Below are 14,131 nucleotides of genomic sequence, written 5' to 3'. Positions count from 1 at the left end.
TCAGAAAGCTGCTTGAAATTATACACAATCTCGACACGACCGAGGCCATTATGCCGAACACTATCAGCGACGCGGCAAAACAATCCGGCGTCTCCACGAAAATGATCCGTTACTACGAGAGCATAAGGCTGTTGCCGGCCGTTGGACGCACCGAAGGCAATTACCGGACCTATACCGAAAGCGATATCCATACGCTTCGATTCATCAGGCGGGCACGTGATCTCGGATACTCGATTGCCAATATCGAACGTCTGCTCTCGCTCTGGCGCAATGAGGCGCGCGCCAGTGCCGATGTGAAGCGGATCGCACTCGATCACGCCACCTCCCTCCGCCGCAAGATCGCCGAGATGGAAGTCATGTTGCGGGCAGTCGAGCACCTCGCGGATCATTGCCGTGGAGATCAGCGCCCCAACTGCCCTATTATGGACGATCTAGCCGTAAAGCCCACCAAATTAACGCAGGATCAAGGTACCTGCGCCGTCAAGGTACCCACCGCAGGAACGCGCCGCCAAAAAGGAGTAAATGCATGATCCCACCTTGGCTCACAATTGTCTCGATCGTTTCACTGATCACCGCGTTTGCATCTGCAGCGCTGACCGTTATTGATATTCGAAAACGGCCTCAGCCGATGGCAGTGATGAATCCGGTCTGGCCGATAACCGCACTCTATTTCGGGCCGATTGGCCTCTGGGCCTATTATGCGCTCGGTCGCGCCGCGAAGCCGCAACCTGCCAAAATATCAAAAAATAGCGGCCATCGCCATCACAAAAAACCGGAACAGCCCTTTTGGGTCTCCACTTTTGTAGGCTCAACCCATTGCGGTGCCGGTTGCACACTCGGCGATATCATCGCGGAGTTTCTGGTTTTCTTCACAGGGGCGGCATTTGTCGGCTCGACTTTCGGCACCGAGCTTTTGCTCGACTATGCATTTGCATTCACCCTGGGTGTGGCCTTCCAATATTTTTCGATCGCACCGATGCGCGGCCTCGGCCTGAAGGATGGGATCATCGCAGCGGTCAAGGCGGATTTCCTGTCGCTAACCGCCTTTGAAGTTGGGTTGTTCGGCTGGATGACGCTTATGCGTTTCGTGTTTTTTGGACCACAACTACATCCCGACAGCCCGGTCTATTGGTTCATGATGCAGATCGGCATGATCATTGGATTCGCGACCACGTACCCTATGAATTGGTTTCTTGTCCGTGCCGGCATCAAGGAAGCTATGTAACTGTGTACGCTCATCTTCATCGAAAACGTGCTCGAATGCAACCTGGAATCCTGCCAAAGTTACGTGATTACTGCTGCGATCTAAGGGACCAATCCGCTTTGAGAATACAAGCATTTTTGTCAACTTTCATTTAAGAAGATCATTAGAATGCCGCCAGACCAAAAAGTGCTACTCGATCGAGTATTTTTTTAAGCTTTCAACCAGATCATTTTTTATGGAATAGGTTCGCGAACCTTTTAACTTTTAGAGAATGGTTTCTGAGCATAGGGCGTTGTTTGAGGCGTTGATTCCAATGAGTTGCCTTGCATCATATACCTGTTGCCTTCGCGGAAATTATTTTGGCCGAAGGGCTGTGTTGGAGGATGGGACTTGTTTTTGCACATACCCATCATGCAAAATCCAAGGCCGCACATGACCAAACAGGGTAGGATTGAAAGTATTATTGGCGCAACACCTATGGCGACCAGCTTTCCCCAGCCACCGCCAAAAGCCAAAGCGCCGCCGCCAATAGCGATTAGTCCAAGAACGATTCCGGTGCGTCCCATCAGGCGTGAACGCCAACGAGAGAGGCCGGATTGATGGGATGTTGGGTTAGAGTTTGGTGAAGGTGAGCAACAGTTCATTGTAAATTCTCCATTTGAGTTGAAGTTAGGGTGCGGCCATCGCCTTTTGAAAAAAAGCGACGGCTGATGGGCTGCTCCAATCAGCAGCACCGGCGAGACTGGCGATTTGCAATCCAGCTGGGTTAATAAGAAAACTAGCCGGAATACCTTCTAAATTTAGGGCGTCCATGGCATCGCCAGTGATATTCAAATAGATGCCAAGATGTTTTATGCCGATTTCGTGGTAGAATTGCTGCACGGGTGCCAGCCCACCCGCATCAATGGATATCGGCACAACTTGAAAATGCGTGCCACCGAGTTTGGCTTGCAAACGGTCAAGGGTCGGCATTTCCTCACGGCATGGTCCACACCAGGTCGCCCAGATATTGAGAAGAATAAATTTACCCTTGAAATTCTTAAGGCTGATCGGCGTTCCGGCGGCTGTCGTAAATTTTAATAGTGGCACTGCGATTGGCGCTGTTTGGTCCATCTGCGGATCAGGCAATTCCTGCGCTTTCGCAACCTGGCTTGCTCCCATGGCAAAAGGGGGCGCCAGTAAAGCCGTGCGCAACAGGATCCGGCGTGGCATTGTCTTGCGCTCGATCATGAGTTTATTTGGGCTTTCAGGACTGAAGTTAGCTGAGTAACAGTTATGGTAAACGGAAACAGGTTTAGAAATTTTCCATCCGGACCCATAAGGTAGATATATGTCGAGTGGCTGATCAAACTCGCACCGGATGCTTCGAGATCATTCGTATTGAACGCCACAGCATATTCATGGGCCACGCCGGCAATCTGCGCGTTACTTCCCGTCAGACCTATCAAATCTGGTCCAAATTTTGAGAGATAGGCTTTCAAGGCAGGCGGCGTATCGCGCGTTGGATCAATCGTGATAAAAATCGGTGCAACATGCTGCGCTAATGGTCCCAACGCATTCATAATCAAAACCATCTTCTGCAATGTCAGGGGACATTCATCAGGGCAATGGCTATAGCCGAAAAACACCAGCATATATTTGCCGTGATAGGTGGCATCGGTTACCGGCTGGCTGAGCTGATTTATCAGCTGGAATGAACCACCGATTGGCGCTCCAGGTGGAATTCCCGAATTGGTTGTCGTGGCCATTTGTCCGCCATTGTCTGAACCAGATACTGGCGCTAGTAAGCTTGATGCCACATGCTTAAGCAGCGCCGGATTAATCGCCACCATAGTGATTAATACAGCAACCGCGATTCCAGTACCGATCGCAAGACCTCGGATGATTCTCATAGGGGCCTAGCCTGCCCCTCGTAAAAATACGTATGCGTTCGTGGTCCAGGTATTCGGTGATGATGCAATATCTGAATATCGAACCCTGCATCGGTGATAAGAGCATCGATTTTACGGTTTAGATGACAGCCGCCTGCGATGGATCCCCAGACATGGTCAAGCCGGTCCTGCCATCGGGCGACATTCGCTTCCGGCGCACGGCCGTGTTCAACAAATAACAGGATGCCGCCTGGCCGGAGTACGCGCCTCGCTTCCTGTAGTGCATTATGCGCGTTCGGGATTGTGCAAAGTGTCCAGGTGGTGACAACTGTGTCAAAGGAAGCAGATTCCATCGGCAAATCCTCGGCGGAAGCTTTTAACAATTCTACCGGCACAATGGCCCGATCTACTAGGTGCTCAGCCATTTTCAACAGTTCTGCCGATGGTTCTACACCGGTTACTGAGCGCACGCTGCTCCCGTAATGCGTCAGATTAAGCCCAGATCCGATACCGAGTTCCAGCACTTCGCCGGTTGCACTCGCTATCACACGTTCACGGAATGGTTGGAGCTGTTTTTGTCCCATGGCAAAATTTAGCAAAGGCGGCAGGATATGACGCTCATAAAAATTCATTGTGAAGCCTCTGCTCGATTGTTGGAATGAATGGGGGTGCCAGCGTGTTGAAATGCATCCATCACGGCACCTGGCGTCAGCAGACTTGGGAGAAGTATTCCAGACGGCGCACCCGGCCCATAGATGACGTCCAACGGTACGCCGTAGCGATGAAAGCTTTCCAGATAGGCGGTGATAATTGGGTTCGGCCGGGTCCAGTCAGCGCGCATGGCGACGACATTTGCCGACCGTAATTGCGCCGCTACAGGGTTACGCTCCAAGACCGTGAGTGCGTTGACTTTACATACAAGACACCACGCTGCGGTCACATCAACAAAAACCAGTTTATTTTTGGCAACCAGTTCATTTATGCGAGACTGCTCAAAAGGTTGGAATACTGGATCGAAACTCGCCTCGATAGGCGTCGACTGAGTTTCCAATCGTTGAAATACAATTGGCGTAATGACCGCAGTGAATGCCACGGTTGCGGCTACGCCTGACCAAATCCGACGGCGTTTTGACGATACAAGAGGTGTTCGATGACGGAGAAACAAGATGACCAAGAAAGTCAGCAAGATGACGCTGGAAATTATCGCCGCCATTAATGAAACGACTGCGGCGATGATAGAAATTAACCAGATTGCCGTGCCAAGGAGTGCAAATCCCAAAACGACCCGAAGCTTGATCATCCACGGGCCAGACTTTGGCAAAAAACGGGCCAGTCCGGGTAGCGCTGCTACGGCAAGATAAGGAAAGGCCATGCCGACCCCGAGTGCCACGAAAATCTGGACAATTGTGAGAGGATCGCGCGCCAGGGCAAAACCAACTGCGGTGCCCACAAAGGGGGCGGAGCAGGAGGTGGCCAGAATGGTAGCGAATACTCCCGTGAAAAAAGCCAGGATGCGAGGATGGCTACGCATGCCGACCCCTGCCGCGTGTCGCGCAAAGCTCGGCGTCGAAACCGGGAGCCAGTCCCAAAGGTTTGCCGCAAATAATGTGGTAACAACCGCCATGGTACCCAGAAACCACGGCTGCTGGAATTGAATCCCCCAACCGATCGCCTGACCGGCTATTTTTAGAAGAATTAAAAGCGTTGCGATCACAAGGAAGGAAGACACAACACCTGCTGCGGTCGCCAGAAGATTGAACCTGAACTGCAGTCTTTGTGTGCCGGTTGCTGATATCAGGCCGAATAGCTTCAACGAGAGCACCGGCAATACGCAGGGCATAACATTTAAAATCAAACCACCGAGAAGTGCGATGAGGATAATGCCGGGAGTATTCTGGTCACTTGATTGTGCAGGCAGCGGACCATCTACAGGTGCGGCCGCAAATGTCGCGGGCTGCGTCCCACCCGCTAATGTAAACTGCAAATTTTTGCCGGCGATCGATGCAGCGGCATGGTTTTTTAGAAACACACTTAAAATGGCACGGTGATTTGTCGGATTGAGCGTAATCGTCGGAGCACCCGGTGCGGAGCCTAGTAATCCCTCTATAAAAACATCAGGATATAACAGAGGCTTTGAGCCCATGTCGATTATAACCGAAAGAACCGATCCCGGACTTGGGGTATCGACACGTGAAATAACAACCGATGAAACTCCAAGCCCCGCTTCGGCTGGTGTTCCTGGAACAGTGGTCCACGCATTGGCGATCATCGACGCCTCTGGCCCCGGAAGTGCCACGCCGGAAGGGAGCGGCAACGTGAACTTCGCGGTATAAGGAACACAAATATCCTTGCATGCTGCATAACGCACGCTGGCCTGCAGGCGCGCTGGCTGAGTTGCTCGCTCGAGCGTGACCGCAATCGGCAGTACCACGCTATTCTCATAGCCTTGGGTGATCAAACCATCTAGGATGAAACGCTTCGGTGCGGGCCAGAATAACTGGGCAGATTTTAAATTTTCGGAGCCACCCCAATCAATCGATGGCGGAAATCCTGCGTCGCCTGGACTGCGCCAATAGGCGTGCCAGCCTGGTGCCAAGCGTATCTGTAGAGCAGCATCGATTTGTCCGGCTGAGCCCGTCGCTTCCACGGCTGTAATCAATCTGGCCGCTGCGTTGCCATCGCCAACCCACGGCGTTGTTGCAGCAAAAGCAGACCGAGATATTAATGTCTGTAGTGTGAGGCTTAGACACAGCGTCAACGCGATAAATTGAAGCTTCGTTTTGATAACGTTCATGAGATAGCCATCAATTTCAATGACAATTTCCGCGCCAAATAGAGTGAAAGCATCGGAATTAAAATCCATTGTAATATGGGTAGAAGACCGGTTCCAACGAACGGTAGTCGTGGCATGTAAGCGCTGTAAGTCCAGAAATGATGAATGGACATATTTCGCCACTCGCTGAATATTGTATAAGCTAATCCTGCAAGAAGGGTCACAAAAGCACCCACTGGGAAAAACTGTCTCGATCGTAGAATGCGTGACGTGCATATCCCTAGAGCAAGGCAGGACGCCGCAATCATCACATCACCGATCCAGCAATGCACGATCGCAAAAGTCAGATAAACCAGAGAAGCTGTCTGCCACAATGTATAGAATGGCTGCTGGAGAATTTCCCAGAGGAGATTACCTGCCGCCATGGTGAGCATATAACGACGAATAAATTGCCATTGTATCACTGATGTCGGCTCTATTGAAATAACATCCTTCAAAATCTGGTTCCTCAGCGAGTTGGGCGCGGGGATGCACGGATTTAATCGTGCATCCCCGTCCAATCATTTATTTCAAAGCTTATTTTTGAGCCGAGCCAGCACCAGACGCCGCTTCTTGATTTAGCAGCTTTGTCTGAGCATTGATCTCGTTTGTCATGGCATTCATCATGTTGATTTGTGCTGTCATCATATTGGAGCATGACGCCATCATATTCATCATGCCCATCATATCACCGCCGGATTTTCCTTTCGTTTTATCATGGCCGGCCGTCATGCCGCCTCCGCCCATCATACCGCTACCCATCATGCCGCCACCCATCATTCCACCGCCATTTCCTGCGGTCATATCATTTGTTGGTGCAGGCGGCGTGGCTGCTCGCGCCGTCGAAATACCAGCTGCAACTCCAACTAAAACGGTTGATATTGCGATAACTTGTGCGATTTTGATCATTAACTTATTCCTTTGTTGGTTGCGTGTAGTTTCTTAGAATTCGCCCGGTTGAACCGTCGCATAAATGACGGGGGTCGATGTTCCAACCTCATAAACATTGATCGGGCCGGAGCTCATGCCCGTCATACTTGGCATTCCCGGTACACCTGCCGGCATGCCCGCAATGGCAATGCCTTTAATCGCAGGTCGCTCCGTCAAAAGTTTTTTTACAATCGAAGCTGGGACATGACCTTCGATCACATAACCATCAATCTTCGTGAGATGACACCCATTTAATGCTGTCGGCACCCCAGCTTCCTGAGTCAAGGCATCGAGGTTTGGTGACGGTATAACTTTAACATCAAAGCCGTTTTTATCGAGATATTGGGCATAGTTCTGGCAACAATCACATTCAGGGTTTTTATATAATGTCGCCTGGATAGGTGCCGCGATTGCGGATAACGGCGTCACCGCCGAGAGCGCGAATACTGCATATTTTAGCATGTTATTCATTGTTTTTGACTCCTTGTTTGATACAAATTTTAGGCGATACGAATTACGGTCATCAGGCCAAAATCCTGGTGTTCGACGACGTGGCAATGAAACATCCAATCTCCCGGATTGTTGGCGACAAACGCGATTGTCACCGTATCTTTCGGTCGCAGGATCACTGTGTCGCGGATGTGCGGGAATTGCTCGGCGTTCCCATTACGCGAGAGCACATGGAAACTGTAGCCATGCAAATGCATGGGGTGCCACCATTTGGTCTGGTTGATTAGGCTAATGACGGCAGTGCGGCCCAGCGGCAGCGTCAAAATCGGCGCCATGCCCTGGTTTAAACCGTCGGGTCCTTTGATACCCCATATTTGGGGCGTGGCGGCATTTCCGTCAGCCATCATCCCCATTCCACCCATCATGCCTCCCATACCCATGCCGCTCATTCCACCACCAACGATGGTAAGCTGATGGCGAACAGGGTTTGTGAGATCGGGTTTGGGAACCGGATTAGGCGGTAGAATAATCGGCTTCGTGGAGATGGTTAATTTTGAATCTCCTGAATAAGCTAGATCAACCAGCTTATAGCTCTGGTTATTCCCATAAAACTCGTCCGTAACCGGGTATTTGCTTCCAGGCTCGCCGGTTGCTTGAAGCAGCAGATCCACACGTTGTGCCGGCGCAATTACGGTTAGACCACCATCCGGCTCAAATGGCTGCGCAACCGGTTGGCCATCCAGTGCCATCACGACAACACGATGCCCGGCAAAGCGCAGCGCCATAAAGCGGGCAAGACAAGCATTAATCAGCCGCAGGCGGATCCTCTCACCAGCTCGGATGGATACCGGCGTCGGGATTGTACCGTTAATCGTCACCGTCGGGCCGATGCGGCCCGACATCATGCCTTCCATCTCATTATCAAAGCCATCAACAATCTGATTGTCTGAAAGCAGTTCCCAGTCTTGGAGAACCCAGAGCACATCGCGGTCAAAACCGGGCGGCTCTGGTTCTTCAACAATCAACGCACCAGCCATGCCGCGGCCCATTTGCTGGGCTGTATGGTCATGCGGGTGATACCAGAATGTGCCGGCATCCGGCGGTGTGAAAGCATAGTGAAAACTGCCACCAGGCTTGATGCTGGCTTGCGTCAGGCCGGGCACGCCATCCATGGCGTTGGGCAGGCTGATGCCATGCCAATGAACCGTCGTGCCTTCATTCAGTCCGTTTATAACATCGGCCTGAAACAGCTTGCCCTGCGCCAGTCGCAACACCGGCCCACTGACCATGCCGTTATAGGCAAGGACCGGCGTCTCCGCCTGCCCAGCCCCCATGATCGGCGCCAAACCTGGCGCGGGTTTGAGGGTTACTATATCCTTGTCGCCTTCGGCGACGGCACGCTGGGCAGCAAATAGAGGTATCGTTAAAGCGGCACTACTCGCCATTAGTAAACGCCGGCGACTCAACGCCTCCGGCCAAAAATTCGACATGAAACAATCCTCAACAGATGAACCACGATTTCCGAATAGATTGGTAAAATCGTAAGCAAATTGGCGCTAAGCGCCAACCAAGCTGCTAGAACCGCCTTCCGAAATTTCGGAGGCGGTTAAATCAGGTGATTCTGTCTGGGAGGGTATGGGTCAGGGTTTTGCGACATACCCAGCGGGAACGTCGCGGCAATAACCCGATGAACTATCGGGTAAGACACGGTGCTAAAAACCGCCACCGGGTTTGGCGCCAAAAGAAGAGGAGCGATGCAGAAAGCTGTCATGCAGGTTGCAGCTTTGTTTTGAACAGGGCTATTGGATTGATGGTCGCTACAAGGCTGCCCATGACAACCAACCATCACGCTCATATTCGCTTGAGCTTGACTGGTTTGCATCGACATGGCGCGGGCGAACGACGGGACGGACAACGTGATCACAATGATCAGCGCCAAAATCCCGCGTCCAAATGCCTTGTAAAGGTCCATCGTTGATTATGATAAGCCATGAACCGGTTAGCCTCAAGTAGCGGCGCATCCGTCGCCTCACGGATTAGTTACCCACGTGACAGCAGAAGTTCTACTCTCCAGCCGTCGCGGAAATTCAAAACCAAGAGACGACCGAGTTCGGCCAAAAATTTACGCCCGCACCGGGCCAAAACTCCTCACAAAACATTGATTTTATTTGTTTCAATCAATCAATCTCGCTAATACACTAAGGGGTTCTGAGCCGCGAATGCTAAGGAAGCGGCGATATCGGCAATCGACCTGAACAGCACCAGCGCGTCATCCGTCGACGGTAAAAAGCCACGGCGGCGCCAAAACCCCGCCGCCTCGTCATCAATGGCATTGACGATAAGCGCCCGCCCGCCGATCAGCACGGCGCCATTCACGCTGCGGGCAAGGGCGTGATTGAACAATCCCAGGCCAATCCCTTGCCCACCCCAAGCGTGGTCCGTCGCAAGCTGCCCGAGCAGAATACATGGCACCGGGTTCGGTGGCTGGCCGGTGCGGATCGCGCGTGGCAGGCTGGCTGGCACAATGGCGGTCGGCGCCAGGCCGTAATAGCCTACCACCCTGCCCCCCACATGGACGACCATGACTACCGTGAACCCCTTTTGCTGGTTGGCCAGCGCCCGGGTCTTCAGCCAATGGTCGAGCGAGGGCTTGCCGCAGGAGAACTGGGATACATCGTGACCGGCATTCAGCAATTCCGGCGCGGAGAGCCGCGGCTCCGCCATCAGCGTTTTGCCGTTTCCTTCTCCCACGGCGCCCTGCGGCGAAGCGATGCCGCCATTTCCGGCACGGGAGCGGCAGGCGCGGACACAGCTTGAATAAAGGCCTCAAACCCCTCTGTGCTCATACGCACCAGCGTGCTTTCCATAAGCACTTCCTCGGCAGCCCGCACCGCAGCCTCACGCACAAAATCCGTCCGTGAGCGCCCGCGCAAATCGGCGGCGCGGTCGATAATGGCGATGTCACCTTCCGGCAACCGCATCGAGAGCGGATGGTCCTTACGTTTGGCTGATGGGATCATGGCTGTGGCTTTTGTCATGGGATTCATATAGATCGCCGTAGCGCATTATACAATACAATCCGCTTACTTCCCTCATCGACCATGCCGCCTCATTTGCGTCCGCTGCTCCATGTGATCCTGCAAATCTTGGCCTCGTTGACCAACCCGATGCCAGAATTCCGCCTCAGCCTGGTGAGTGACCAACGGGCGACGGGCCAACCTGGCCAGAAGCTCCGCCACATCCGCGCCGATACGGGCAACATGTGCCAATGCCCCGCCATGACGGCGCATTTGCGCCGCCAAACCGGGTAGAATCTCGGCAAACGCCTGTGCAACCCGGCGGCTCATCAACCCCTCAGCCAGCATCGACGGCTGATCCCTGACATCCCCGCGCGCTTCCGCTGCCCGGTGAACCCTCTGCATCGCCTGGACCGCGCCACGCCGCAGGCCAACGGCACGATCGATCAATGCCAGCGCCGCTTCCTTTTCGGGCGCTTGCGCAAAATTGCGGATGATGTTGTTCAACAGATCACCGCGCCCAATCTCGCGCTTATCACCCAGCGGCCGCCGCGCAATCACCTCGGCCCGCTCCGCCCCTTCCGATGTCACGATAAAACTCTGCTCCCGATGTCGGCTGCCCGATGTATAGGCCCCAAACGCCGAGACCAGTTTCGTGCCGGCGGGCATCGCATGAATATGCTCCGTCACGGTGGTGCCCTGCGCGGTATTTGTTGTCAGCGCATCACCATAAGCCAATTGAACCCTGCCGCTGGCCTCATCGCGCAACGTTTCCCAGACGACCTCCCCCTCCCTGCCCACACCATTCCTGAAGATCAGCCCGGCGCCATCGACGGCTATAATTTCCAACACCGACCCGTTGCGACCGATATTCCCGACCGTGCCGGTCTCGGTGAATTTGGCATTTGTACGCCGGAACAACCGCACGCGGTCCCCCACGGCGAGTTCCAACTCATATTCTCGCTCTCCCGCTCCATCCGTGGCTTTGACGGTGACCTGATCCGGCCCAATTTCCCCCATGGTCCGGCGCTGCTGGCGAATAGCCAGGCTGATATCATGCGCTTCCGCGTTACTCGGCGCACTCACCGAAATGCTGAAGTCTGGCCGATCCCGGTTCGCCTCAAGCCGCTGCCGCCATAGGAAAGCCGTTTGCGCCACCGCCTCTTCATACCCGCCCGGAACAACCTGCAACGTGCCGTTGGCATCCTTGCGGCGCACGGCCTCCTCTGTCTGGCCATTGCGGAACATCAGCACGGTCTCGCGCTCGTCCGCCGCCTTTTGCCTGACCGAAGAGCCCAATTCCGGCACCTTGTCGGCGCCCAGGGCCTGGCGCAGCAGCTCGATCACCGGCCCGGCCTCCACCGCCTGCATCTGCTTGGGGTCGCCAATCATGACCAGTTGGAAGCCCTTCTCTGCCTGCGCCGCCATGATGGCGTTCAGCTGGCGTGTGCCGAGCAACCCCACTTCATCGACAACCACGACGGATTTGCGGCCGAGCACGAGCTTTCCCCGCTCCAAATCCCGCAGGAACGCCCTCACGGCGCGTGTATTCGCGGCCGCGATCCCGACTTCTGCCAGATCATCCGATTGCCTCCACGCCAGGGCGATGCCATGGACCACCCTGTCTTCCGCCTGCCAAGCCCGGACCAAAGGCTTCAGCAAGGTGCTCTTGCCGGAGCCCGCCACGCCAATGGCGAGCCCAACCCGTCCGCCAGTGCCCAGCTGATCGATGATCCGCCGCTGTGCGCGGCCATGCGCGCTGGTAAAATCGATGTCCGGGAATGAGGCCACCGCTGCCGCGATGGCTTTGCGCGAGAGCGCGGCACTGTGGTCCCGCGCCCCAACCCGTGCCGTCTCGATGAGCCTCTGTTCCTCACGAAGCTCGAGCGTCGTGGTCACCGCCACCCGGTCCCGGCCCTGGCGCCCCGGCACACGCCCCCAGATCAATGCGACGTCCTCACCCCGGCGCTGAACACCGCGTTCACGAAAGGCCTGCGTGATGGCGTCCACGTCAACGGCCTCCCCAATCCCCGCGGCGATCAGCCCCTTGGCGGCGGCGATCCGGGCATCCGCACCAGCAATTACCGCCCGTCGATCGAATTGCCTGCCCAGCAGCGGCAGTGCGGCCTGGAAGGCGGCCTCAAGCCGCTGCTCCCGGCTGGGACGAGGCATGACACCATCCGGACGCAGCACGCTTCGGTGCTCATAACCCAGCCGCTTTACCGTCGCTCGCCAGGCGGCGAGATCGCTGACATCATCGCTCTTGGCCTCACGCGGGTTCTGCACCCCGGCTTTCAGCAGGGCGATTTTGCGGGCCGGGGACAATGTTTCCCAATCAAGGCCAAGGGAGCGCGCATAGACCCGCGCCGCTGCGGTGCCGCCCATGGTCCGCTTGCTGAATTGCGCGACAATGCTGTCGGGCACGGCGGAGAGTTTGGCCATCTCGGTTCGGGCATCGAGTTCCACCTCCACGCCATGGGCGCGCAGATGATTGGCGAGATAGGCCTGATACAGCGCGCCCCATTCATGAATCCGCCCCTCAAGCAGAGCGAGGTTGATGCTGCCAACCCGCCCGCTCGGCGTCTCGACAAGGTTGAACACGGCAACATGGGTGTGCATCTGCATGTCGCCCGGTGCGCGGCCCTGCGTGCCGGTGAGCGTATGCAACTCCGTGACCGGCTGGCCCTGCTCATCCTCCCGCACGATCTCAACCGTCGGCCGGGCTGCGTAATGGTCGAAGGATACCCAACCGATGGATCCAGCCTCATAGCCCCGCTTAGCCGCGTCCCCGATTGAGGCCCGGCCGATCTCCTGCTCAATAGCGGCCATGACATTATCGATGGCATCCCGATGTGCCTGGTGCAGCATCGCTCGCTCGGCTTTGGTGGGAGCAAACGCCCAGGCGATGGAAAGCGATTTGGGCGCGGAGAAGGTCAGATCGATATAGCCGATTCGCATCTTGGCGGCTTCAAGAATAGTCCGGTATTGGCGGGCCTCCACCTCCCGCCCCTCGGCATCACGCCCGGCGTGAATATGCACGCGTTGTTCGGTAGTCAGCGTTTTGTCTTTGACGCACAGGCCCGAGAGCAAACGTCGCACCGCCCGCTCAGCTTCCTCGGCGGGCAACGCCTCGCCATTGACCTTCCGCCCGGCCAGCATCCGCGCCAGTTGTTCGGGCGTTGGCACCCGTGCTGCATCCAAGCCAAAAATCTGTGACAGCGGCAGGCTCGAGGCACGCTGCACCCGGCCCTCGATGGCGCTGCCATCCGCACGCTGCCCGTTCAGCAGGCACGCCACCTCATCCGGCTTCAACCCGCGCTGCGGCTCAATCCCCAGTCGCCGCGCCAGCATCGGGTTCATGTCCCGCCGGGGCGCTGCCGTCGCGCTGCTACGATCTGGCGCAACAACGGCCTCAGCCATCGCAGCATCGAAGCGCCTCTCGTTGTCGCCTGCCCCCGCCCCGCTCCCTTCGCTGGCTGGTCCCGCCCCAGACTGCCGAGCTAAGCTAGCCAGCGCCTCTTCACGGCCCACCAGCCCAGCCGCCGCGAAGGCTGCCAAGGCACGCAAGATCAGTTCATCCCGCCCGTCACCCGCGCCAGCGGCAAGCGCGACACCGCTCTCGGCGAGACGCTCTGCTTCCACCCGCACCAGCCCATCCAGCGTTTCCGCCGCCAAAGGAGTGCCACCGGCCGTGAACCGGCCGTAGCGCGACGCGGCCGCATCGGCGAGCGTTGGCGGCGTTACGCCCTGCTCGTAATATTCCGCCATCGCCGCCATCTCGGGCGACAAGGTCTGCTGCAATAAATGTTCGCTCATGAACCTCGCCGCAGCTGGCGCTCCCGCCGCC

At 55.9% G+C, this 14,131-nt stretch carries 15 protein-coding genes; 2 read left to right on the top strand and 13 right to left on the bottom strand.

Annotation, left to right across the window (positions count from 1 at the left end):
* Positions 1 to 50: 50 nt before the first annotated feature.
* Together cueR and LI953_RS10500 are read left to right on the top strand one after the other, a co-directional pair.
* Positions 51 to 530 (top strand): Cu(I)-responsive transcriptional regulator, encoded by a 480-nt coding sequence (gene cueR, locus LI953_RS10505; RefSeq protein WP_227076026.1) that lies wholly within the window; start codon positions 51 to 53, stop codon positions 528 to 530.
* A complete protein-coding gene (locus LI953_RS10500; protein WP_227076025.1) occupies positions 527 to 1,225 on the top strand; it encodes a DUF4396 domain-containing protein in 699 nt (232 codons plus the stop codon). Before cueR ends, LI953_RS10500 begins: the two co-directional genes overlap by 4 nt.
* 236 nt (positions 1,226 to 1,461) lie before the next feature.
* Here the strand turns inward: LI953_RS10500 and LI953_RS10495 are convergent, their stop codons facing one another.
* The 13 genes from LI953_RS10495 to mobF all read right to left on the bottom strand — a co-directional run bounded on the left by LI953_RS10495 (position 1,462) and on the right by mobF (position 14,100).
* Complete coding sequence (locus tag LI953_RS10495; RefSeq protein ID WP_227076024.1) at positions 1,462 to 1,770, bottom strand: hypothetical protein; 309 nt, start codon at positions 1,768 to 1,770, stop codon at positions 1,462 to 1,464.
* A 103-nt stretch (positions 1,771 to 1,873) separates the two neighbouring features.
* Positions 1,874 to 2,434 carry a TlpA disulfide reductase family protein gene (locus LI953_RS10490; RefSeq protein ID WP_227076023.1) on the bottom strand — a complete coding sequence of 187 codons (561 nt, stop codon included), beginning with the start codon at positions 2,432 to 2,434 and terminating at the stop codon, positions 1,874 to 1,876.
* Positions 2,431 to 3,096, bottom strand: coding sequence for an SCO family protein (locus tag LI953_RS10485; RefSeq protein ID WP_227076022.1), 666 nt, complete (start codon positions 3,094 to 3,096; stop codon positions 2,431 to 2,433). The genes LI953_RS10490 and LI953_RS10485 overlap by 4 nt, the downstream gene beginning before the upstream one ends.
* Positions 3,093 to 3,707 (bottom strand): class I SAM-dependent methyltransferase, encoded by a 615-nt coding sequence (locus LI953_RS10480; RefSeq protein WP_227076021.1) that lies wholly within the window; start codon positions 3,705 to 3,707, stop codon positions 3,093 to 3,095. Before LI953_RS10480 ends, LI953_RS10485 begins: the two co-directional genes overlap by 4 nt.
* Positions 3,704 to 5,938 (bottom strand): protein-disulfide reductase DsbD, encoded by a 2,235-nt coding sequence (locus LI953_RS10475; RefSeq protein WP_227076020.1) that lies wholly within the window; start codon positions 5,936 to 5,938, stop codon positions 3,704 to 3,706. Before LI953_RS10475 ends, LI953_RS10480 begins: the two co-directional genes overlap by 4 nt.
* Positions 5,866 to 6,345 carry a hypothetical protein gene (locus LI953_RS10470; RefSeq protein ID WP_227076019.1) on the bottom strand — a complete coding sequence of 160 codons (480 nt, stop codon included), beginning with the start codon at positions 6,343 to 6,345 and terminating at the stop codon, positions 5,866 to 5,868. The genes LI953_RS10475 and LI953_RS10470 overlap by 73 nt, the downstream gene beginning before the upstream one ends.
* A gap of 79 nt (positions 6,346 to 6,424) precedes the next feature.
* The gene (locus LI953_RS10465) at positions 6,425 to 6,796 is read right to left on the bottom strand and encodes a hypothetical protein (protein ID WP_227076018.1); all 372 of its coding nucleotides are present in this window, start codon (positions 6,794 to 6,796) and stop codon (positions 6,425 to 6,427) included.
* A gap of 33 nt (positions 6,797 to 6,829) precedes the next feature.
* On the bottom strand, positions 6,830 to 7,288 hold the full coding sequence (locus LI953_RS10460; RefSeq protein ID WP_227076017.1) for a DUF411 domain-containing protein: 459 nt from the start codon (positions 7,286 to 7,288) through the stop codon (positions 6,830 to 6,832).
* A 29-nt stretch (positions 7,289 to 7,317) separates the two neighbouring features.
* The gene (locus LI953_RS10455) at positions 7,318 to 8,757 is read right to left on the bottom strand and encodes a multicopper oxidase family protein (protein ID WP_227076016.1); all 1,440 of its coding nucleotides are present in this window, start codon (positions 8,755 to 8,757) and stop codon (positions 7,318 to 7,320) included.
* A 116-nt stretch (positions 8,758 to 8,873) separates the two neighbouring features.
* Positions 8,874 to 9,239, bottom strand: a complete 366-nt coding sequence (locus tag LI953_RS10450) for a hypothetical protein (protein WP_227076015.1) — start codon at positions 9,237 to 9,239, stop codon at positions 8,874 to 8,876.
* Between the two features lie 218 nt (positions 9,240 to 9,457).
* Positions 9,458 to 9,991, bottom strand: a complete 534-nt coding sequence (locus tag LI953_RS10445) for an N-acetyltransferase (protein WP_227076014.1) — start codon at positions 9,989 to 9,991, stop codon at positions 9,458 to 9,460.
* Entirely contained in the window at positions 9,991 to 10,287 is a 297-nt protein-coding gene (locus LI953_RS10440) for a DUF1778 domain-containing protein (RefSeq protein ID WP_227076053.1), read from the bottom strand. The genes LI953_RS10445 and LI953_RS10440 overlap by 1 nt, the downstream gene beginning before the upstream one ends.
* 72 nt (positions 10,288 to 10,359) lie before the next feature.
* The gene (gene mobF / locus LI953_RS10435; protein WP_227076013.1) at positions 10,360 to 14,100 is read right to left on the bottom strand and encodes a MobF family relaxase; all 3,741 of its coding nucleotides are present in this window, start codon (positions 14,098 to 14,100) and stop codon (positions 10,360 to 10,362) included.
* Positions 14,101 to 14,131 lie beyond the last annotated feature (31 nt).

The sequence above is a fragment of the Acidocella sp. KAb 2-4 genome (assembly GCF_020567705.1).
Lineage (GTDB): Bacteria > Pseudomonadota > Alphaproteobacteria > Acetobacterales > Acetobacteraceae > Acidocella.
The sequence above is the reverse complement of the archived record's forward strand: the minus strand, read 5'-3'. Positions and strand labels throughout refer to the sequence as shown.